Source organism: Pseudomonas sp. NPDC087598 (assembly GCF_044743525.1).
In the GTDB taxonomy this organism is placed as follows: Bacteria; Pseudomonadota; Gammaproteobacteria; order Pseudomonadales; family Pseudomonadaceae; genus Aquipseudomonas.
Genome location: NZ_JBIUWQ010000015.1, coordinates 30,626 through 49,128, shown reverse-complemented (window position 1 = coordinate 49,128; position 18,503 = coordinate 30,626). Strand labels below are relative to the sequence as shown.

Annotated in this window: 24 protein-coding genes; 11 read left to right on the top strand and 13 right to left on the bottom strand. The window is 60.2% G+C overall.

Features of this window, described 5'->3' with window-relative positions; translation table 11 throughout:
• Positions 1-92: 92 nt before the first annotated feature.
• From ACIOWE_RS11230 to nrdR, 12 genes are all read right to left on the bottom strand, one after another.
• On the bottom strand, positions 93-893 hold the full coding sequence (locus tag ACIOWE_RS11230; RefSeq protein ID WP_401391000.1) for a cobalamin-binding protein: 801 nt from the start codon (positions 891-893) through the stop codon (positions 93-95).
• Positions 893-1,312, bottom strand: a complete 420-nt coding sequence (locus ACIOWE_RS11225; protein ID WP_201236639.1) for an MFS transporter — start codon at positions 1,310-1,312, stop codon at positions 893-895. The genes ACIOWE_RS11230 and ACIOWE_RS11225 overlap by 1 nt, the downstream gene beginning before the upstream one ends.
• Positions 1,309-1,926, bottom strand: a complete 618-nt coding sequence (gene ribA / locus ACIOWE_RS11220) for a GTP cyclohydrolase II (protein WP_103303726.1) — start codon at positions 1,924-1,926, stop codon at positions 1,309-1,311. The genes ACIOWE_RS11225 and ribA overlap by 4 nt, the downstream gene beginning before the upstream one ends.
• Before the next feature lie 254 nt (positions 1,927-2,180).
• Complete coding sequence (locus tag ACIOWE_RS11215; protein ID WP_401390997.1) at positions 2,181-2,918, bottom strand: substrate-binding periplasmic protein; 738 nt, start codon at positions 2,916-2,918, stop codon at positions 2,181-2,183.
• A gap of 37 nt (positions 2,919-2,955) precedes the next feature.
• Positions 2,956-3,459 carry a phosphatidylglycerophosphatase A gene (locus tag ACIOWE_RS11210; RefSeq protein WP_201236637.1) on the bottom strand — a complete coding sequence of 168 codons (504 nt, stop codon included), beginning with the start codon at positions 3,457-3,459 and terminating at the stop codon, positions 2,956-2,958.
• Entirely contained in the window at positions 3,456-4,421 is a 966-nt protein-coding gene (gene thiL / locus ACIOWE_RS11205) for a thiamine-phosphate kinase (RefSeq protein WP_401390993.1), read from the bottom strand. The genes ACIOWE_RS11210 and thiL overlap by 4 nt, the downstream gene beginning before the upstream one ends.
• Before the next feature lie 18 nt (positions 4,422-4,439).
• The gene (gene nusB / locus ACIOWE_RS11200) at positions 4,440-4,940 is read right to left on the bottom strand and encodes a transcription antitermination factor NusB (protein WP_201236635.1); all 501 of its coding nucleotides are present in this window, start codon (positions 4,938-4,940) and stop codon (positions 4,440-4,442) included.
• Positions 4,937-5,413: a 6,7-dimethyl-8-ribityllumazine synthase gene (ribE, locus tag ACIOWE_RS11195; RefSeq protein WP_003228649.1), complete on the bottom strand. Its 477-nt coding sequence runs from the start codon at positions 5,411-5,413 to the stop codon at positions 4,937-4,939. Before ribE ends, nusB begins: the two co-directional genes overlap by 4 nt.
• Before the next feature lie 226 nt (positions 5,414-5,639).
• Positions 5,640-6,731: a bifunctional 3,4-dihydroxy-2-butanone-4-phosphate synthase/GTP cyclohydrolase II gene (gene ribBA / locus ACIOWE_RS11190; protein ID WP_065259547.1), complete on the bottom strand. Its 1,092-nt coding sequence runs from the start codon at positions 6,729-6,731 to the stop codon at positions 5,640-5,642.
• A 31-nt stretch (positions 6,732-6,762) separates the two neighbouring features.
• Positions 6,763-7,428 (bottom strand): riboflavin synthase, encoded by a 666-nt coding sequence (locus ACIOWE_RS11185; protein WP_201236634.1) that lies wholly within the window; start codon positions 7,426-7,428, stop codon positions 6,763-6,765.
• Positions 7,429-7,475: 47 nt separating this feature from the next.
• Positions 7,476-8,609, bottom strand: a complete 1,134-nt coding sequence (gene ribD, locus ACIOWE_RS11180) for a bifunctional diaminohydroxyphosphoribosylaminopyrimidine deaminase/5-amino-6-(5-phosphoribosylamino)uracil reductase RibD (RefSeq protein ID WP_401390989.1) — start codon at positions 8,607-8,609, stop codon at positions 7,476-7,478.
• On the bottom strand, positions 8,606-9,070 hold the full coding sequence (nrdR, locus tag ACIOWE_RS11175) for a transcriptional regulator NrdR (RefSeq protein WP_401390986.1): 465 nt from the start codon (positions 9,068-9,070) through the stop codon (positions 8,606-8,608). Before nrdR ends, ribD begins: the two co-directional genes overlap by 4 nt.
• A gap of 128 nt (positions 9,071-9,198) precedes the next feature.
• Between nrdR and ACIOWE_RS11170 the strand changes: the two genes are divergently transcribed.
• The 3 genes from ACIOWE_RS11170 (at position 9,199) to trxA (ending at position 11,374) form a co-directional block, all read left to right on the top strand.
• Entirely contained in the window at positions 9,199-9,663 is a 465-nt protein-coding gene (locus ACIOWE_RS11170; protein WP_103303777.1) for a YbaY family lipoprotein, read from the top strand.
• The gene (locus tag ACIOWE_RS11165) at positions 9,660-10,313 is read left to right on the top strand and encodes a class I SAM-dependent methyltransferase (protein ID WP_401390983.1); all 654 of its coding nucleotides are present in this window, start codon (positions 9,660-9,662) and stop codon (positions 10,311-10,313) included. Before ACIOWE_RS11170 ends, ACIOWE_RS11165 begins: the two co-directional genes overlap by 4 nt.
• 188 nt (positions 10,314-10,501) lie before the next feature.
• Positions 10,502-11,374, top strand: coding sequence for a thioredoxin (gene trxA / locus ACIOWE_RS11160; protein ID WP_401390980.1), 873 nt, complete (start codon positions 10,502-10,504; stop codon positions 11,372-11,374).
• 40 nt (positions 11,375-11,414) lie between these two features.
• On the opposite strand, the gene ACIOWE_RS11155 is transcribed toward trxA, so the two are convergent.
• Positions 11,415-11,771, bottom strand: a complete 357-nt coding sequence (locus tag ACIOWE_RS11155) for a hypothetical protein (protein WP_401390977.1) — start codon at positions 11,769-11,771, stop codon at positions 11,415-11,417.
• A gap of 134 nt (positions 11,772-11,905) precedes the next feature.
• Here ACIOWE_RS11155 and ACIOWE_RS11150 point away from each other — a divergent pair, with 134 nt between their 5' ends.
• From ACIOWE_RS11150 to ACIOWE_RS11115, 8 genes are all read left to right on the top strand, one after another.
• On the top strand, positions 11,906-12,487 hold the full coding sequence (locus ACIOWE_RS11150; RefSeq protein ID WP_401390974.1) for a PAAR domain-containing protein: 582 nt from the start codon (positions 11,906-11,908) through the stop codon (positions 12,485-12,487).
• The gene (locus ACIOWE_RS11145) at positions 12,484-13,431 is read left to right on the top strand and encodes a CHAP domain-containing protein (protein ID WP_401390971.1); all 948 of its coding nucleotides are present in this window, start codon (positions 12,484-12,486) and stop codon (positions 13,429-13,431) included. Before ACIOWE_RS11150 ends, ACIOWE_RS11145 begins: the two co-directional genes overlap by 4 nt.
• A complete protein-coding gene (locus tag ACIOWE_RS11140) occupies positions 13,428-13,994 on the top strand; it encodes a hypothetical protein (protein ID WP_401390968.1) in 567 nt (188 codons plus the stop codon). Before ACIOWE_RS11145 ends, ACIOWE_RS11140 begins: the two co-directional genes overlap by 4 nt.
• Positions 13,995-14,152: 158 nt before the next feature.
• Positions 14,153-14,746 carry a DUF2796 domain-containing protein gene (locus ACIOWE_RS11135; RefSeq protein ID WP_401390965.1) on the top strand — a complete coding sequence of 198 codons (594 nt, stop codon included), beginning with the start codon at positions 14,153-14,155 and terminating at the stop codon, positions 14,744-14,746.
• 138 nt (positions 14,747-14,884) lie between these two features.
• A complete protein-coding gene (locus ACIOWE_RS11130; protein WP_201236627.1) occupies positions 14,885-15,595 on the top strand; it encodes an ABC transporter ATP-binding protein in 711 nt (236 codons plus the stop codon).
• A gap of 1 nt (position 15,596) precedes the next feature.
• The gene (locus ACIOWE_RS11125; protein WP_401390961.1) at positions 15,597-16,862 is read left to right on the top strand and encodes an ABC transporter permease; all 1,266 of its coding nucleotides are present in this window, start codon (positions 15,597-15,599) and stop codon (positions 16,860-16,862) included.
• An 11-nt stretch (positions 16,863-16,873) separates the two neighbouring features.
• Positions 16,874-17,392, top strand: a complete 519-nt coding sequence (locus tag ACIOWE_RS11120; protein WP_401390958.1) for a DUF3299 domain-containing protein — start codon at positions 16,874-16,876, stop codon at positions 17,390-17,392.
• 224 nt (positions 17,393-17,616) lie between these two features.
• Positions 17,617-18,315, top strand: coding sequence for an OmpW family protein (locus ACIOWE_RS11115; protein WP_201236624.1), 699 nt, complete (start codon positions 17,617-17,619; stop codon positions 18,313-18,315).
• The last annotated feature ends 188 nt before the right edge of the window (positions 18,316-18,503 follow it).

The window sequence follows — 18,503 nt, the reverse complement described above, 5'->3', positions numbered from 1 at the left end:
CCAAAAACAGACGCATCAGTGATCAACCACATTGAGTTCACCGGTTTACGGCTGCTGCGCAGCCGGTCGGGGATAAATCCCCTCACCACAGGTTACTGGTGTGGCTGAATCAGGCGGCAGAGCTTGGCTGTCGCATCGATCATCTGCCCGCTGGGTCTTTCAAGGCCTTTGTCGGTGACCAACAGCAATTTCCCCTGCGCCACCGCCGCCACTTGCGGCCAGGACTTCCACGCATCGAGCTGCGCCTGATCACCCGCCAGAATCACCTCGGGATTGCGCTGCAACACGGCTTCAATGCTGACCTGCGGCGCCGGCAGACTCAGGTCAGCGAAGACATTGCGCGCGCCGCACACCTCCAGCGCATCACTGATGATCTGCCCTCCGCCCACCGTGTACAACGGCTTGTCCCAGACTTGATAGAACACCTTGAGCGGCGCGGCCCGGCGATAGCGCTGGCGCAGATCGTCCAGTTGTTTACGCAGATCCGCCGCCAGTTTCTCCCCGCGCTCAGGCCGGCCGAGTCGAGCGGCAATGGCTTCGATCTGCGCGGAAAGCTGTTCGAGGCTGTGCGGTTCGGCAACGAATGTGGGGATGTTCAAACGCTTGAGCTGATCACGCTGTGCCGGGCCGACGCTGCCGGGCCAGAGCAACAGAAGATCAGGTTTGAGGCTGAGCAGTTGTTCCATGTCGAGCTGACCATAGCGGCCAACGGAGGGCACCCCGGCAATGGCCGCCGGGCGCTCGCCAGCATCCAGCACGCCGACCAGCAGATCGGCGGAATCCAGCTCAACGACGATTTCAGACAGGGAAGGCGCGAGGCTGACCACGCGCAGACTCGCCAGCGCCGGGCCGCTGACGGCCAGCAGCAGAACCGCCAGCCAGAGGTGGCGCATCAACCGAGTTGACGCGGAATACGGTAGAGGTAGAACAGCACCGCCGTGGACAACGCCAGCAGCATCAACGGCACCGCTTCGAGGCCGACGAACACCGCCAGCGCGCCGATCCACGCCGGCAACGCAGCGGCAAGGAAGGCGCTGCGGCGGCGCGCCGCGAGAGCGATCCACGCCGCAGGTTCTTCAGGGGTATCGAGGGCTTTCTGGGTAGCGATCAGTGCGTGTTTATAGCGGCCGAAAAACTTCAGGCTGACAAACATCGATGCCACGCCAGCGATAAAGAACGGCATCGCCAGCACCGGCATGATCCCTTCGCTCTGACCGAACAGTGCGTTGAGGACGAACAGCGGCACCAGTGCCAGCGCCAGGTATTTCCACCAGTCGACGCTGAGACGCCGGCGCACCTGACCGCGGGTCACGCGCGGTCGACCTCGCCCTGATGCTCGTTGCCCATCATGTGGTCGAGCTTGCTGGCCTTGGTCGCCAGGTAGAGTTTGTTATGCGGGTTGTGCCCGGTGTGCAGCGGCACGCGCTCGGCGACGGTGATGCCCATGTCGGTCAAGGCTTTGACCTTGCGCGGGTTGTTGGTCATCAGACGCAACGACTTGACGCCCAGATGTTCGAGCATCGGCAGGCACATGGCGTAGTCGCGCTGGTCGGCGGCGAAACCCAGACGCTCGTTGGCTTCAACGGTGTCGGCGCCGCCGTCCTGCAACTCGTAGGCGCGGATCTTGTTCAACAGACCGATGCCACGCCCTTCCTGACGCAGGTACAGCAATACGCCACGACCTTCGCGAGCGATGGCTTTGAGCGCGCCTTCGAGTTGCGAGCCGCAGTCGCAACGCTGGCTGAACAAGGCATCGCCCGTGAGGCATTCGGAGTGCAACCGGCCGAGTACCGGGGCACCGTCGGCGAAATCACCCAGGCTCAGCACAACGTGCTCGCGACCGGTGGCTTCATCGAGAAAACCGTGCATGGTGAATTGCGCAAAAGGCGTTGGCAGCTTGGAAGCGGCGACAAAAACGACAGGCACCGGTGTGCTCCTGATCTAAAAAGTCTGAAGATTCGCTGGGCGGCATTGTAACAGCAGCTTTGGGCAGGCGCTTAGGCTGAATTGTCGGGCATAACGATCAAAAAGTTTGATATCTCCCGGCCATTGCGGATCCCTGTGGGAGCGAGCCTGCTCGCGAAGGCGTCGGCAAATTCAATCTCTGTGCTGCCTGACCCAGCGCTTTCGCGAGCAGGCTCGCTCCCACAGGGGGGCAGTGCTGGACACAATATCTGCGCTCAGTTCGCATCGAACGGATACGGTTGTTTCCACTTCTCGAAGATCGGCTTCAACTCGCCGCTCTTCACCAACTGCTCCATACGCTGGTCATACAACGCCATCAACGTGCGGGCTTGCTGGGTATTGGCAAAGCACAGGTACAGCGGCAGTTCGGCGATATGGGTCTTGCGGAATTGCGACGGATCCTTGGCCCGGCCGACCACGTAATCGACTTCGGTCAGCGCGTCGATGTAATAGTCGACGCGGTTGTGAGTCAGCATCGACAGGATCCCGGTGCGCCGGATGACTTCGTTGAAGCTTTTCACATTGGGCAAATAATTCTGGTAGTCGTAGCCGCGTACCCAGGCCAGTCGATAGTTGCCCAGGGTTTCCGGGCTCGGTGCGGGATTGCTCGCAAGGCCCAGCGCATAGATATGATCGGTATCGAAATTCCAGCGTGGATAAAGCAGATCGCTGGCCTCTTCATGATAAGAGCCGACACAGGCATCGATTTCGCCGCGTTGGGCCAGACCCACGGAACGCGTGTAAGGCTCGGTACGAATGTCGAGTTTCACCCCGGCCGGCTCGAATACCTTGCGCAACACGTCCCAGCCGAGGCCATGCCCATCGGCGGCGGTGTAATCTTCCCAGTCTTCACTGGCCAGATGGATGACCGCAGGTGTCGGCGCAGCGTTCTGTGCACTGGCCACAGCCCCCATCAGGGTAAAAAACACCACCGCCCACCAGCGTCGAGCCATCCCTAGTCCCCTCACGTAACCCTGATGCCCCCTGGGATCAGGTAAACAGCCACACCAGCCCTTGCATCGCCAGCCAGGCAAAGACACCAGCCAGCACGTCGTCGAGCATAATGCCGACGCCGCCATGCACATGCCGATCGATCCAGCGAATCGGCCAAGGCTTGAGAATGTCGAAGAAACGGAACATCAGGAAACCCGCGAGCAACCAGTACCAGCCTTCCGGCACCAGCCACAGGGTGATCCACATCCCGACCATTTCGTCCCATACGATGCCTTCGTGGTCGTGTACCCGCAGATCATCGGCAACCTTGCCGCACAGCCAGAAGCCGAACAGCATGGTGATCCCGAGCATCAGCCAGTAACCCCAGTCGGGCAACATCTGCCACAACGGGATAAAGGGTAGCGCAACTAGCGAGCCCCACGTGCCCGGCGCTTTCGGCAGAGTGCCGGAACCAAAGCCGAACGCGAGGAAATGCCAAGGATTGCGCCAGACCGACGGCGGCACGAATTCGCCCGGAACCTGTTTCGGGTGATCTGTCACGGTGTCTCCTGAAAATGTTGATAGCCCCGGATTTGCGGGGTGATGTCGCGCCCTTCGCGATCCAGCAGCGCCACGCCCTGCCCCTCAATGACGCGGCCGATCACGTGGATCGGCCAACCGCCGGCCAGCAATGCCGGCAACTCGACGGACGGTAGAGTGAACGCCAGCACGTAATCATCGCCACCGCTCAACGCTGCACGCTCGGCGCCGCGTTGGCCAAGAAACGCCACTAATGCATCCGACAACGGCACGCGCTCGCGTTCAATCTCAAGCCGCACCTTCGATGCCAGTGCGATATGACCGCAATCGGCGAGCAAGCCATCGGAAATATCCAGCGCTGAAGTGGCTTTGCCGCGCAATGCCTGGCCGAGGGCCAGTTGCGGTTGCGGCGACCAATAATGCTCGAGCAGTGGCTGGCCAATGTCCGCTGCGGCGTCGCGCTGGCCCAGCACCAGCGGCAACGCGCCAGCGGCATTGCCCAGCTCGCCGCCGACGCACAACAAGTCACCCGGTTGCGCACCGCTGCGGGTCAAGGCTTGTCCGGCGGGCACTCGACCGAACACGGTGACGGTCAGGCTCAACGGCCCACGTGTGGTATCGCCGCCGACCAGCGCGACGCCGCAGCTTTGTGCCATGCGGTTCAAACCACGAGCATAGGCTTGCAGCCAATCGGCGGTCACCGTCGGCACAGTCAGGGCAAGGGTAAAGGCAACGGGCGTGGCGCCCATGGCGGCCAGATCGCTGACCGCGACGGCCAGCGAGCGCTGACCGAGCAGAAACGGATCGCAGGGGTCGGCGAAATGCACGCCGGCCACCAGCGTATCGGTGGAAATTGCCAGCTGTTCCCCGGGGGGAACAGCGAGCAAGGCGCAGTCATCGCCGATCCCCAGTGCAACGCCCTCGCCGCCCTGCGCACAAGGCGCGGCGGCGAAGAAATTGCGGATCAGCTCAAACTCGCCCATTGCGATATCAAGCGCGGATCAGCGCTTGAACGCCTTCACTTCAGCTTCACGCAGGCGCGGGGCCAGTTTGTCGAGCACGCCGTTGACGAACTTGTGACCGTCGGTGGAACCGTAGACTTTCGCCAGTTCGATCCCTTCGTTGATCACAACGCGGTACGGCACATCGACACGCTTGAGCAGTTCCCAGGTCGACAGGCGCAGTACGCACAGTTCAACCGGGTCCAGCTCTTCGATGGTCAGGTCCAGGCACGGCGCCAACGCAGCGTCGATCTCGGTCAGACTGGCCGGAACACCGTGCAGGATGTCGTGGAAGTAGCTGGCATCGGCGAAGGTGAAATCGTTGTCGACGCGAAACTGCGCTTCGATTTCGTTCAGCGAAGTACTGGCCATGTGGCGCTGGTACAAAGCTTGAGTCGCCAGCTGACGGGCAGCGCGGCGCTTTTCACTTTTCGAAGGCTTGCCGGCGTCCGTTGGACGCGGTTCGCGCGGGTTGAAACGATCGCTTTCGTCGCTAATCACTTGGCCTCCAACTGCGCCAGCAGGCTGACCATTTCCAGAGCGGACAGGGCAGCTTCGGCACCTTTGTTACCGGCTTTGGTGCCGGAACGTTCGATGGCTTGCTCGATGGAATCAACGGTCAGGACGCCGAAAGCGACCGGTACGCCGAACTCCATCGACACCTGGGCCAGACCCTTGGTGCACTCGCCCGCCACGTACTCGAAGTGCGGAGTACCGCCACGAATGACTGCGCCGAGGGCGATGATGGCTGCGAACTCACCTTTCTGGGCGACTTTTTGCGCTACCAGCGGGATTTCGAAGGCGCCAGGTGCGCGGATGATGGTGATGTCGCTTTCGCTCACGCCGTGGCGAACCAGGGCATCAACTGCACCGCTGACCAGGCTTTCAACGACGAAGCTGTTGAAACGGCCCACTACCAAAGCGTAGCGGCCTTTAGGGGCGATGAAGGTACCTTCGATGGTCTTCAGGGTCATTCGTCAGTTCTCTTAAAGAGCCGGGACGCGTCTCGTACGCATCCCTCAGTGATATTAGCCACAAATACATGGCCGGAAAAACCGCATTGCTGGTTACCTGTGGCGAGGGAGCTTGCTCCCGCTGGGCTGCGTAGCGGCCCCTTCTTGTGAGTGCTGCGCACTCAAGCGGGAGCAAGCTCCCTCGCCACAATTTATCTCAGTCGACAATGTCGGAAACAACCGGTCATTATTCGGAGGGCACGTATTCTACAACTTCCAGATCGAAACCGGATATCGCATTAAATTTCATTGGTGCGCTCATCAAACGCATTTTGCGCACACCGAGGTCACGCAGGATCTGCGAACCGGCACCGACGATGCTGTAAGTGGTCGGTTTTTTCACCGCCGCCTGATCGCCGGTTTCGCGGATGTGCGCCAGCAACACGTCACCATCGAGCGGGTGACCGAGCAACAGCACCACACCGCTGCCCGCCTCGGCAACCGCAGCCATCGCGGCGCGCAGGCTCCAGCGGCCCGGTTGTTTGACCATCAGCAGGTCGCGCAGCGGGTCCATGTTGTGCACGCGAACCAGGGTCGGCTCTTCGGCGCAAACGGTGCCCAGGGTCAGTGCCATGTGCACGTCGCCTTCCACGGAATCACGATAGGTCACCAGGTTGAATTGGCCCAGTTCGCTGTCCAGCGGCTGCTCGGCAATCCGCTGAACGGTACGTTCGTGGATCATCCGGTAGTGAATCAGGTCGGCGATGGTGCCGATCTTGATGTTGTGTTCGGCGGCGAAAGCTTCGAGTTCGGCGCGGCGAGACATGGTGCCGTCGTCGTTCATCACTTCGCAGATCACGCCGCTCGGCTCGAAACCGGCCATGCGCGCCAGGTCGCAAGCGGCTTCGGTGTGGCCGGCGCGAGCGAGGGTACCGCCAGCCTGAGCCATCAGCGGGAAGATGTGGCCCGGGCTGACGATGTCTTCAGCCTTGGCGTCTTTCGCGGCAGCGGCCTGCACGGTGCGTGCGCGGTCCGCAGCGGAGATGCCGGTGGTCACGCCTTCGGCGGCTTCGATCGAGACAGTGAACTTGGTGCCGAAACCGGAACCGTTGCGCGGCGCCATCAGCGGCAACTTCAGGGTTTCGCAGCGCTCGCGGCTCATTGGCATGCAGATCAGGCCACGGGCGTGCTTGGCCATGAAGTTGATGTGCTCGGCCTTGCAGCATTCGGCGGCCATGATCAGGTCGCCTTCGTTCTCGCGGTCTTCGTCATCCATGAGGATGACCATCTTGCCTTGGCGGATGTCTTCAACCAGTTCTTCGATGCTATTGAGCGCCACAAGGCACCCCCCTTCTTTCGAATTTAGAGCTTCAGGATTTGAGGTAGCCGTTTTGGGCCAGAAAGCTTTCAGTGATGGTGCCACCGGATGCAGGCTCTGCGGCCTTGTCGCCCAGCAGCAGGCGCTCCAGATAACGCGCCAGCAAGTCGACTTCCAGGTTCACCCGGCGACCTGGCTTGTAGGACGCCATGATGGTTTCGCTCAGGGTGTGCGGAATGATCGTCAGCATGAACTCGGCGCCATCGACTGCGTTCACGGTCAGGCTGGTGCCGTCGACGGTGATCGAGCCTTTGTGGGCGATGTACTTGGCCAGTTCCTTCGGCGCGCGGATGCGAAATTCCACGGCGCGGGCATTGTCGGCACGGGAGACGATCTCGCCGACACCATCGACGTGGCCGCTGACCAGGTGACCGCCGAGACGGGTAGTCGGGGTCAGGGCTTTTTCCAGATTGACCGGGCTGCCGCTTTTCAGATCATTCATCGCCGTGCAATCAAGGGTTTCGCGGCTGACGTCGGCAGCGAAGCCGTCGCCCGGCAGTTCAACGGCGGTCAGGCACACGCCGTTGACCGCGATGCTGTCGCCGAGTTTGACGTCGCTCAGGTCGAGCTTGCCGGTTTCAACATGTACCCGTACATCGCCGCCCTTTGGGGTCAGTGCACGGATACTGCCGATGGATTCGATGATGCCGGTAAACATGGGGTTCTCCTTGAGAACGAAGCCAGCGCTAACGCGATGGCCGGGAATTATACGCGCGCCGACGGGACAGGGATTGCAGTGACTCGCCAGTCATCGCCAACCGCGCGGATTTCAGTGATTTTCAGCTCGGGGGCGTCCTTCATGAAGGACAGCGGCCAGTCCAGCAGCGGACGCGCCGAGGACCCCAGAAACTTGCCGGCGATGAAGATCACGAACTCATCGACCAATCCGAGTTGAGCAAACGCACCGGCCAGACGCGGGCCAGCCTCGACCAGCACTTCATTGACGCCACGGCCGGCGAGTTCAATCAGCAGTTGATGCAGATCGACCTGACCGTCATCGCCCGGCACGATCAGGCATTCCGGGCCGTTGGCGTATTGCTCTTCGACCGCCATGCACGTGGCGACCAGCGCCGGGCCGGCCTTGAAGAATGGCGCGTCGAGCGGTACCCGCAGACGACCATCGATCAGCACGCGCAATGGCGGGCGGCTCATGGCCAGCGCGGTTTTTTCGGTATCCAGGCCCAACTCGTCAGCGCGCACGGTCAAGCGTGCGCCATCGGCCAGCACCGTGTCGGCGCCAGTCAGCACCACACTGGCCTGCGCGCGCAATCGCTGTACCGCCGAACGTGCGGCGGGCCCAGTGATCCATTGGCTCTCGCCGCTCTCCATCGCCGTGCGACCGTCGAGGCTCATGGCCAACTTGACCCGCACAAACGGCAGGCCCTGTTCCATACGCTTCAGGAAGCCTTGATTGAGCTGGCGGGCCTCGGCTTCGAGGACGCCGCTTTCGGTGGCGATACCGGCATCCGTCAGACGCTGCAAACCACGGCCGGCGACTTGCGGGTTGGGATCGCGCATCGCTGCGACCACACGCCCAACCCCGGCATTGACCAAAGCATCGGCGCACGGCGGTGTGCGGCCATGGTGGCTGCAAGGCTCAAGCGTCACATAAGCGGTGGCGCCCCGGGACTGTTCACCGGCGGCGCGCAAGGCGTGGACTTCGGCGTGTGGTTCACCGGTACGTTCATGCCAGCCTTCGCCGACAATCTGGCCGTCCTTCACTATCACGCAGCCGACCCGAGGATTGGGGTGCGTGGTGTAGTGACCTTTGCGCGCCAGTTCCAGTGCGCGGGCCATGAAGTGGGCGTCGAGGATGGCCTGCTCGGCGGCGCTGGTCATTCTTTCACCGGTTCACGGGCGAGACGATCGATCTCTTCGCGGAACTCGTTGAGGTCCTGAAAGCGCTTGTAGACCGAGGCGAAACGGATGTAGGCGACTTCATCAAGCTTTTGCAGCTCGCCCATCACCAACTCACCGACCACGAGGGATTTGACCTCGCGCTCGCCAGTGGCGCGCAACTTGTGCTTGATGTGAACCAGAGAGGATTCGAGGCGCTCGACGCTCACCGGACGTTTCTCCAGGGCGCGTTGCATGCCGGCGCGGAGTTTTTCTTCGTCGAACGGAGGGCCGCTGCCGGCAGTTTTGATCAGGCGCGGCACCACCAGTTCGGCCGTCTCGCACGTCGTGCTACGCTCGCCGCAGGCCAGGCATTCACGCCGGCGGGGCACCTGTTCGCCCTCGGCGACCAGACGCGAGTCGATGACCTTGGTGTCGTTGGCACCGCAGAAGGGACAGTGCATGGTGGCTGGCAACAAAAAAAGGGAGGGCCATGGTAGCGCATCCCGGTGGCAAGACAAGCCATAGGGTTTGCGGTATACAGAACGGCATGATCGTTTGATCCATGGATTTCATTTTGCCGGAGCTGCCAATGCCGTTACGTCCGCTCGTTTTGCTCAGTCTTTTCAGCCTGCTGGTGGCCTGTGGCAGCGATGCACCCAAGCCCCAGCCACCGACGCCAGGCCCGGCGCCACAACAGGCGCAGAAAAAAGCCAAGGAGGCTGCCGACCTCGGCCCGTTGCCTGCTTATCAGCGCGAATTGAGCGGCACCCTGCAAGGCGTACCGGCCGGTGCCGAGGTCGAGCTGGCGTTGCTGGTCATCGATGAAAAGGATCGCCCGCAACAATTGCTCGCCAGTTCCAGCCTGATCGGCAACAACCAGATCTTGCCGTTTCGCCTGCGCTTCAACCCGGACGCGTTCCCGGCCGGCGCGCGCGTTGAACTGCGCGGTCGCGCCAGCCAGTCCGGCCAGTTGATTCTGCACCTGCCGTCGCAGACCATCACTCAGCCGACCACGCAGGCGCTGGGCCAACTGCAATTTGTCAAAGCGCCATGAATGCACCGCTCGACCTGCAACAGGCATTAGGGGAATTGCTCGGCGACGCCAGACTCAAGGCCTGTACGTTGCCGGACACCGATTTAAAGCTATGGCTGATCGACGGCGACAATATGGGCCGCGAATTCAGCCAGGAAGAAACCCAACGAATCCTCCACGAACCGCCCTACTGGAGTTTTTGCTGGGCCAGTGGTCTGGCAGTGGCGCGGTATCTGGCCGAGTTTCCCGAATGGGTGCGCGGCAAACGCGTGCTGGATTTTGGCGCCGGCTCGGGGGTTGCCGGGATCGCGGCGGTCAAGGCCGGAGCGCTGGAGGTGGTGGCGTGCGATCTGGATCCGCTGGCGATTGCCGCGTGCCGGGCGAATGCCGAGCTTAATGCTGTGCAGATGAGCTACTCGACCGACTTCTTCGCCGAGGCGGACCGTTTTGATCTGATCCTGGTGGCGGACGTATTGTATGACCGGGCGAATCTGCCATTGCTCGATGCATTTCTCAGCCGTGGCCGTGAAGCGCTGGTGGCGGACTCACGAGTCCGGGATTTTCGTCATCCGTTGTACGAGCGTATTGAAATACTCGAGGCGATGACCTTGCCGGATCTGGCGGAGCCGGAAGAGTTTCGACATGTCAGCCTTTACCATGCGCGGCGCTAGCTAAAAGCATCGCGGGCAAGCCCGCTCCCACAGTGACCGAGTCGAACCGGGATTTTGTGTACGACACCAGAACCCTGTGGGAGCGGGCTTGCCCGCGATGGCGTCCTGCCTGACAACTCATCTCTAACTTCCGGCCACCCCCCACCAAGCCGTATAGTTGCCCCATCCACGCTTTGACGAGATCCTCCATGAGTGAGCCAACGCCGTACATCTTCGACGCCACGACTGCCGATTTCGACCAGTCGGTGATCGAAGCCTCCTTCAATAAACCCGTGCTGGTGGATTTCTGGGCCGAATGGTGTGCGCCGTGCAAGGCGCTGATGCCGATGCTGCAAGGCATTGCCGAGAGTTATCAGGGCGAGTTGCTGCTGGCCAAGGTCAACTGCGACATCGAGCAGGACATCGTCGCTCGCTTCGGCATTCGCAGCCTGCCGACCGTGGTGCTGTTCAAGGACGGTCAACCGGTCGACGGTTTTGCCGGCGCGCAACCGGAGTCCGCCGTACGCGCCTTGCTTGAACCACATGTGCAAATGCCACCGCCGGCCGCTGCTGATCCGTTCGAACAGGCTCAGGCCTTGTTTGATGATGGTCGTTACGCCGATGCCGAAGCGGCGCTGGTGGTCATGCTCAACGAAGACAACACCAACGCCAAGGCACTGATCCTTTACGCCCGTTGCCTGACCGAACGCGGTGAACTGGACGAAGCGCAAACCGTGCTCGACGCAGTCAAGAGCGATGAGCACAAAGCCGCGCTGGCCGGGGCCAAGGCGCAGATCAAATTTCTGGGTCTGGCCCGAGATCTGCCGGACGCTGCCGACCTGAAAGCGCGTCTGGCGAAAGATCCGCAGGACGATGAAGCGGTGTATCAACTGGCGATTCAGCAACTGGCTCGTCAGCAATACGAAGCCGCGCTGGAGGCGATGCTCAAGCTGTTCATCCGCAACCGCAGCTATGGCGAGGGGTTGCCGCACAAGACCTTGCTGCAGGTGTTCGAGTTGCTCGGTAACGATCATCCGTTGGTGGGCGTTTACCGTCGCAAGATGTTTGCTGCGCTTTATTAAGATCAAAAGATCGCAGCCTGCGATCTTTTGCTTCTGCGTTCTATTCGATCCAGCTGTAGAGCGGCGTATCCCCGCCGCTCACCACTTTCACGTCCGAACTGTGGCGCAGTCGTACCAGCAGACGCTTGCCTGAACCGGCGCTGCCCGTCAGTCCTTCCAGTTGTTCGAGCAGATCCGGCCCGCTGAGCTGGCCGGCCTTGCGCAACAGATCCCTGGCAACCTGCCACAACGCGTCGTCCTGATTCAGCGGTTTCGCCGCTGGCGCCGAAGCGGTCGCCGCTTGGGCAATCTGCGGCTGTGCGCCAAGGGCCGAGCCCAGCTTCGCCCAATCGCTGTCATCCAGTTCTACTGTCAAATCCACCGGTACGTCACCGACGGTTCCGCGTATCCGCAACATTGAGTTCGCTCCCGCACATTTCTGACCTGCATGCTCCCACGGGACTTGTGTAACGCCAAGTAAAGGCGCCAAACGCATCTGGTAATTGTTGGGTAATCGACTACAGTAATCTCTTTTTTGCGGGAAGGATCCCAATGTCTTCAGGACGAAAACTGGCCTCCAAGGGAGGCCCGACCTCTACGGGTGGCGTGATACTTGAGGGAAATGAAAACCTCAATATCGAAGGAAAAATAATCGCCTCCATCGGACAACTCGCCAGTTGTCCAGTTTGCGGCCCAGGCAAAGGTCCGATCGTAGCGGTGGGCGAAAGAACGCTGATATTGCCTGCTGGCCCCGCTGCTTTGGTAGATGACTATGTCGCCTGCGGCTGCCCACCCATGTCCAACAAACTGCTGCCTCAACAACACAGTGGTTTTGCCGGAATAGGGCGACCTGCCCCTATCGACATGGGCCCACCGATTGTCGCGCTGTCTTCGTATCGTTACCTACAGGTAATCATCGAACGCCTGGGCGACGCCGAAAAGCCCGGACTGTCCTACAGACTCAAGGACAAGAAAAAGGTGGCTGACCTGCAAGACAACACTTGCAGCGCCACGGGTGAAGGCTGCGAACACTCAGTAAAAAACCACGCGGATTACGACACCTTGTTGGTTGGTGAAGATTCCGAGTGGACGTTTTATGCCTACGAAGAACCCTTGCAACAGGATCTGTCATGAAATCGGAAATCAAACTGATCTTTAAAGACTTTCTGATGCAACCACCAAAAGGCATCAAGTTTCAGATGCTGGTGGATGGATCGATCATCGACGACAACATTATTCAGAACGATGACAAACCACGCATTTACTCGCTCATCTCTGACAAGGGGCAAACAGGCATCACCCTCTCGGGTACAAAATTACCATCGATAAAAACCCGCGATAGCCACGACGTTACTGTCCAGATCGTCGGTGCATCGGGAGCGACAAAGGCGATGCATACAGCCACGCTGACCGAAGGCAAATCCCTGTCGATCGTCGCCGTTTCACCGTGGGTGAAAGTGCCCTTGTCCACAAGCGGTGTCGTTTCCAATGACACCTTTTACGAGGTGGAGTACGGGGTAAAACGCAAAAACGAAACCCGCACCGTGAAAGTGGTCATCCAGGATATGCCGCGCCGAATATTGATGGAGGCGCTTTCACACCGAGGTTCCACGCAATGGGCAGGCAACAAAAGCAAACAATCTTTGGCGCATCCAACACTAAAGCAAAGCGTGGAATTCCCGGCAAATACGAACAAATGCAATCTTTTTGTCTATGACGTGCTGACTTCGATCGGGGTCAATGTGGCGTTGATTGAACATGGAAAATCCAAATACCTACCGTATTTCTCCAAGGTCAGTCCGCCGCTGGCGGGGGAATGGGCCGACAGTGGACGACTTCTCAATAGCTGGAAGGTGGAACGTTCGCCTTTGCCGGGCGATGTCGGTGCTTATGCGGTCAATTACTCGGATGCCAGCGGGCACGTGGGTTTTGTCCTGACTCAGGGCGTCTGCATTTCCGCCGGCTGGGAGAAAGTCGAAGTCAACGATGCAGGCTTTCGTCATGCGTCGGGCAACGCGGTGGAAAGTGACCATGACTTCACTATTTTTCGACGTTACAAATACAGCAAACCACAATGAAACAACTCTCCTGGATTATCCTGACAGCTTCACTTCTGTTCATAGTGGCATGGCGCCTTTGGTCGCCTGCCGACCTTTCAGCCTGTACTTCCAAAAACATAGAGCCAGGTCAGCTTACCGCCGTAATTCGCAATTACTTTGAGGGAAATAGCCGTATCGACTGGCGAGATCTGGATGACCGTTTCGACATACTTTCTACTCCCGAAGGCCAAAAAATCGCTGGTCAACCACAGGCTTATGTTTGCGAAGCGTTGCAGATTCTGCGAAGTCCAACCTTCAGTCAGAGCGAAAAAATTTTCACCACTGCACTCATGTTTCAGCTGCCGATCAGTCAGTACATGGGCTTCATGGATCGCACCCATCAATTCTACGCAGAGGAAAAAATTGATCGGGAAGTGATGACACTTGTAGTACTTCCACGCGGAACAGCCATCAACTACTGGTGGCTGCCAGCCTGGCGCGAGCGTTTTAGTCGTGATGCGCCGAGCGTGCTGAACGCAGATCTGCTCAAGCATGTGCTATCGGGCCATTACTGGTTCGACTATCCCGGCGCAGGCTTCTGACTCTAAAAGTGTGACCTCCAATTTAAGCACCGCCCCGGACTCTGGCCCAGGCGGTGCTCAGTCATGTCTTGCGCAAAGCGGAGCGCGCGGGCAAACTCTGCGGACTTTCGTTATAAGATTACATAACAAACTCTTCACTTTACTTTCCGGAGACCGCCATGCGTCGTCTGCTGCTCGCTTTGCCGTTTGCCCTGTTGCCGCTGGCCATCGCCCACGCTGCCGATGAGCATGACCACGACCATGAACACGGTAGCCTCGGCGCGCATGAACATGGCGTCGGTCGTCTGAACGCCGCACTCGACGGCCAGACCCTGGAGCTGGAGCTGGAAAGCCCGGCGATGAACCTGGTCGGTTTCGAACACGTTGCCAGCACTGACGCCGACAAGGCCAAAGTCGCCGCCGCTCGCGCTCAGCTTGAGAAGCCGTTGGCGCTGTTCAACCTGCCGGCCGCTGCCGGTTGCAAAGTGGTCAGCCAGGATCTGGAGAGTCCGTTGTTCGGTGACAAGCCGGATGCCGACGATCACGACGACGCTGAAGCCGACAAGGACGGTCACGAGCATCACCACGACCACAGCGAAATCCATGCGCACTATCAATTTAACTGCGCGGCCCCCGGTGCGCTGAAGACGCTGGATCTGGCAAACATCTTCAATACCTTCCCGGCCACTCAGAAAATTCAGGTACAACTGATCAGCGCGAACGGCCAGCAAGGCACGGAAGTGACTGCCAAGGCTGCCGCACTGAAATTCTGAAATCTGTGAAGATCCCTTGTAGGAGTGAGCCTGCTCGCGATAGCAGACTGTCAGTTGACTCAGTGCTGACTGATACACCGCTATCGCGAGCAGGCTCACTCCTACAAAGGGGCCACTCAACTATCTGACCGGTTTCAAATGACTCAAGCACTCATCGAACTGTCCGACCTGGGCTTCAGCTGGCCCGGTCATCCGCCGTTGCTGGACATCCCGGCGTTTCGTCTGGAGCCGGGTGAAACCCTGTTCCTCAAAGGCCCCAGCGGCAGCGGCAAGACCACCCTGCTCGGCCTGCTCGGCGGCGTGCAGAAGCCGGATCGCGGCAGCATCCGCCTGCTCGGCCAGGAGCTGACCGAACTCTCCGCGGGCGCCCGCGATACGTTCCGCGTCGACCACACCGGCTACATCTTTCAGCAGTTCAACTTGCTGCCGTTTCTCTCCGTGCGCGAAAACGTCGAGTTACCCTGCCACTTCTCCAAATTGCGCGCTGAACGGGCGAAACAGCGTCACGGCAGCGTCGATCAAGCCGCCGCCACCCTGCTGGCCCACTTGGGTCTGAAGGATGAAAACATCCTCGCCCGCCGTGCCGACTCCTTGTCGATCGGCCAGCAACAACGGGTCGCCGCCGCGCGTGCGTTGATCGGCCAACCGGAACTGGTGATCGCCGACGAGCCGACCTCGGCGCTGGATTACGACGCCCGGGAAAACTTCATCCGCCTGCTGTTCGCCGAATGCCGCGAGGCTGGTTCGAGTCTGCTGTTCGTCAGCCACGATCAGAGCCTGGCGCCACTGTTCGACCGTCACCTGTCCCTGGCCGAGCTCAATCGCGCCGCCACGTCTGCCGAGGTCTGAGATGTATTTGTTTCGTCTGGCCATGGCCAGCCTGGCCAACCGCCGCTTCACCGCATTGCTCACCGCATTCGCCATCGCCCTGTCGGTCTGCCTGCTGCTCGCTGTAGAACGGGTGCGCACCGAGGCCAAAGCCAGTTTTGCCAGCACCATCAGCGGTACCGACTTGATCGTCGGCGCCCGTTCCGGCTCGGTGAATCTGTTGCTGTACTCGGTGTTTCGTATCGGCAACGCGACCAACAACATTCGCTGGGACAGCTTCGAACATTTCGCCAACAACCCGAAAGTGAAGTGGGCGATCCCGATGTCTCTGGGTGACTCCCATCGCGGCTATCGAGTGATGGGCACCACCGAAGCCTATTTCGAGCACTACCAGTACGGCCGCCAGCAACATCTGGAACTGGCCGATGGCCGCGCCTTCGCCACCGATCCGTTTGAAGTGGTGCTCGGTGCCGAAGTCGCCGACGCGCTGCATTACAAGCTCGGCGACAAACTGGTGCTGGCCCACGGCGTGGCGGCGATCAGCCTGGTCAAGCACGACGACAAGCCGTTCACTGTGGTCGGCATTCTCAAGCGCACCGGCACCCCGGTGGATCGCACGCTGCACATCAGCCTCGGTGGCATGGAAGCGATTCATATTGACTGGCACAACGGCGTGCCGGCGCGGGGCAACGGGCGGATCACGGCGGATCAGGCACGCAACATGGACCTGACGCCGCAAGCGATCACCGCGTTCATGCTCGGCCTCAACAGCAAGATTTCCACGTTTGCCCTGCAACGCGAAATCAACGAATTCCGTGGCGAACCGATGCTGGCGATTCTGCCGGGCGTGGCCTTGCAGGAATTGTGGAGCCTGATGAGCACCGCTGAAAAAGCCTTGTTCGTGGTCTCGCTGTTTGTGGTGCTGACCGGGTTGATAGGCATGCTCACGGCCATTCTCACCAGCCTCAACGAGCGGCGCCGGGAGATGGCGATCCTGCGTTCGGTCGGCGCACGGCCGTGGCACATCGCGAGCCTGCTGGTGCTGGAAGCCTTTGCCCTGGCGTTGACCGGGGTAATCGCCGGGCTGGCGTTGTTGTACATCGGCATCGCCGCCGCACAAGGGTATGTGCAGGCCAATTACGGCTTGTTCCTGCCGCTGGCGTGGCCGAGCGAGTATGAATGGACGCTGCTCGGTGGCATTCTGGCGGCCGCGCTGCTGATGGGCAGCGTGCCGGCCTGGCGCGCGTATCGCCAATCCTTGGCCGATGGCCTGTCGATCCGTTTATGAGGATGTTCACCATGCCCCGCGCCGTGCTTGCGCTGTTATTGCTGGTCGCCCTGCCCGTTTGGGCGGCGGCGCCAAAAGACCTGACGTGGTCGGAAATGATCCCGCCGGACGCTGCGCCGGAAGTGCCGAACATGACCCCGCTGCACGACCTGTCGAAGATGAGCGATGCGCTGTCCGCCGAGTCGGCGCCGGCAGCCAAACAGGACATGCCGAATGCGCCTGTGGTGAAGAGCCTCGACGGCCAGAATATTCGCCTGCCGGGTTATATCGTGCCGCTGGAAGTCAACGAGGAAGGACGTACCACGGACTTTTTGCTGGTGCCGTACTTCGGCGCCTGCATCCACGTACCACCACCGCCGTCGAACCAGATCGTGCATGTGAAAAGCGAACTCGGCGTAAAGCTCGATGAGCTGTATCAGCCGTACTGGGTCGAGGGGCCGTTGCAGGTCAAGGCGTCGAGCAGCGAACTGGCGGATGCCGGGTATCAGATGGATGCCGACAAGATTTATGTGTATGAACTGCCGGAGTGAATCCCGGTAACTCTGGATTGTTTGTTCAATGGCTATCGCGAGCAGGCTCACTCCTACATTTGGAATGCGTTTCCCTGTAGGAGTGAGCTTGCTCGCGATAGCGCCGGCAAAGGTTCCACAAAAAACTACCCCTTCACTGTTTCATTGAGCTGAGTCAAAAGACCGTATCAGTTGGCTTCGTACCATAGGACATCAAAGATTTTTAACGTCCTTTCGGAGCCCCCATGAACAAGTCCTTGCTCAGCGCTTCGCTGTTTGCTCTCGCGCTCGCAGCCCCGCTCGCCCACGCCCACGAGGCCGGTGACATCCTGATCCGTGCCGGTGCGATCACCGTCAACCCGAAGGCCGACAGCTCCAGCGTCAAGGTCGATCAGGGTCCGCTGAGCGGCGCCAATCTGGGTGGCAAGGCGACCATGAGCAGCGACACTCAACTGGGTCTCAACTTCGCTTACATGCTCACCGATCACGTCGGTATCGAGCTGTTGGCGGCCACCCCGTTCGAGCATGACGTCAAGCTCAAAGGCACTGCGCTGCCTGCGGCCAACGGCAAGCTCGGCACCCTGAAACACCTGCCGCCGACCCTCAGCGTCGTCTACTACCCGCTGGATTCGAAGTCGCCGTTCCAACCGTATGTCGGCGGCGGCATCAACTACACCTGGATCTACGACGAGCACGTCGGCAGCGAAGCCAGTGCCAACGGTTTCGACAACTTCAAGGCGAAAAACTCCTGGGGTCTGGCCTGGCAGGTCGGTGCGGACTACATGCTGACCGACAACATCATGCTCAACGCCCAGGTGCGCTACATCGACATCGATACTCGCGCCACCGTCGAGAACAACGCCGTTGCACCGGGCACTCGCGCACGGGTGAACGTCGATGTGGATCCGTTTGTGTATATGGTGGGTCTGGGCTACAAGTTCTAAGGAACATTCGCGTGGTGGTGAATGCGGGCTAATGTGGCGAGGGAGCTTGCTCCCGCCGGGCTGCGAAGCGGCCCCGAAACAGGCACTAGCGGTGCTTCAGAAAAACCGCACTGATTGGATTGGCGACTGCTACGCAGTCGAGCGGGAGCAAGCCCCCTCGCCACAGGGATCGCATCTGAGTCAAAGCG

Coding starts and splice junctions, on each gene's coding strand:
- ACIOWE_RS11140 (WP_401390968.1), top strand. CDS start 13,428: ATGAAACAACTCTCCTGGATTATCCTGACAGCTTCACTTCTGTTCATA.
- thiL (WP_401390993.1), bottom strand. CDS start 4,421: ATGGGCGAGTTTGAGCTGATCCGCAATTTCTTCGCCGCCGCGCCTTGT.
- ACIOWE_RS11155 (WP_401390977.1), bottom strand. CDS start 11,771: ATGTTGCGGATACGCGGAACCGTCGGTGACGTACCGGTGGATTTGACA.
- ribD (WP_401390989.1), bottom strand. CDS start 8,609: ATGACCAGCGCCGCCGAGCAGGCCATCCTCGACGCCCACTTCATGGCC.
- ACIOWE_RS11125 (WP_401390961.1), top strand. CDS start 15,597: ATGTATTTGTTTCGTCTGGCCATGGCCAGCCTGGCCAACCGCCGCTTC.
- ACIOWE_RS11215 (WP_401390997.1), bottom strand. CDS start 2,918: ATGGCTCGACGCTGGTGGGCGGTGGTGTTTTTTACCCTGATGGGGGCT.
- nrdR (WP_401390986.1), bottom strand. CDS start 9,070: ATGCACTGTCCCTTCTGCGGTGCCAACGACACCAAGGTCATCGACTCG.
- ACIOWE_RS11185 (WP_201236634.1), bottom strand. CDS start 7,428: ATGTTTACCGGCATCATCGAATCCATCGGCAGTATCCGTGCACTGACC.
- ACIOWE_RS11170 (WP_103303777.1), top strand. CDS start 9,199: ATGCCGTTACGTCCGCTCGTTTTGCTCAGTCTTTTCAGCCTGCTGGTG.
- ACIOWE_RS11135 (WP_401390965.1), top strand. CDS start 14,153: ATGCGTCGTCTGCTGCTCGCTTTGCCGTTTGCCCTGTTGCCGCTGGCC.
- ACIOWE_RS11115 (WP_201236624.1), top strand. CDS start 17,617: ATGAACAAGTCCTTGCTCAGCGCTTCGCTGTTTGCTCTCGCGCTCGCA.
- ACIOWE_RS11165 (WP_401390983.1), top strand. CDS start 9,660: ATGAATGCACCGCTCGACCTGCAACAGGCATTAGGGGAATTGCTCGGC.
- ACIOWE_RS11120 (WP_401390958.1), top strand. CDS start 16,874: ATGCCCCGCGCCGTGCTTGCGCTGTTATTGCTGGTCGCCCTGCCCGTT.
- trxA (WP_401390980.1), top strand. CDS start 10,502: ATGAGTGAGCCAACGCCGTACATCTTCGACGCCACGACTGCCGATTTC.
- ACIOWE_RS11150 (WP_401390974.1), top strand. CDS start 11,906: ATGTCTTCAGGACGAAAACTGGCCTCCAAGGGAGGCCCGACCTCTACG.
- ACIOWE_RS11145 (WP_401390971.1), top strand. CDS start 12,484: ATGAAATCGGAAATCAAACTGATCTTTAAAGACTTTCTGATGCAACCA.
- ribE (WP_003228649.1), bottom strand. CDS start 5,413: ATGACCCTGAAGACCATCGAAGGTACCTTCATCGCCCCTAAAGGCCGC.
- ACIOWE_RS11130 (WP_201236627.1), top strand. CDS start 14,885: ATGACTCAAGCACTCATCGAACTGTCCGACCTGGGCTTCAGCTGGCCC.
- ACIOWE_RS11230 (WP_401391000.1), bottom strand. CDS start 893: ATGCGCCACCTCTGGCTGGCGGTTCTGCTGCTGGCCGTCAGCGGCCCG.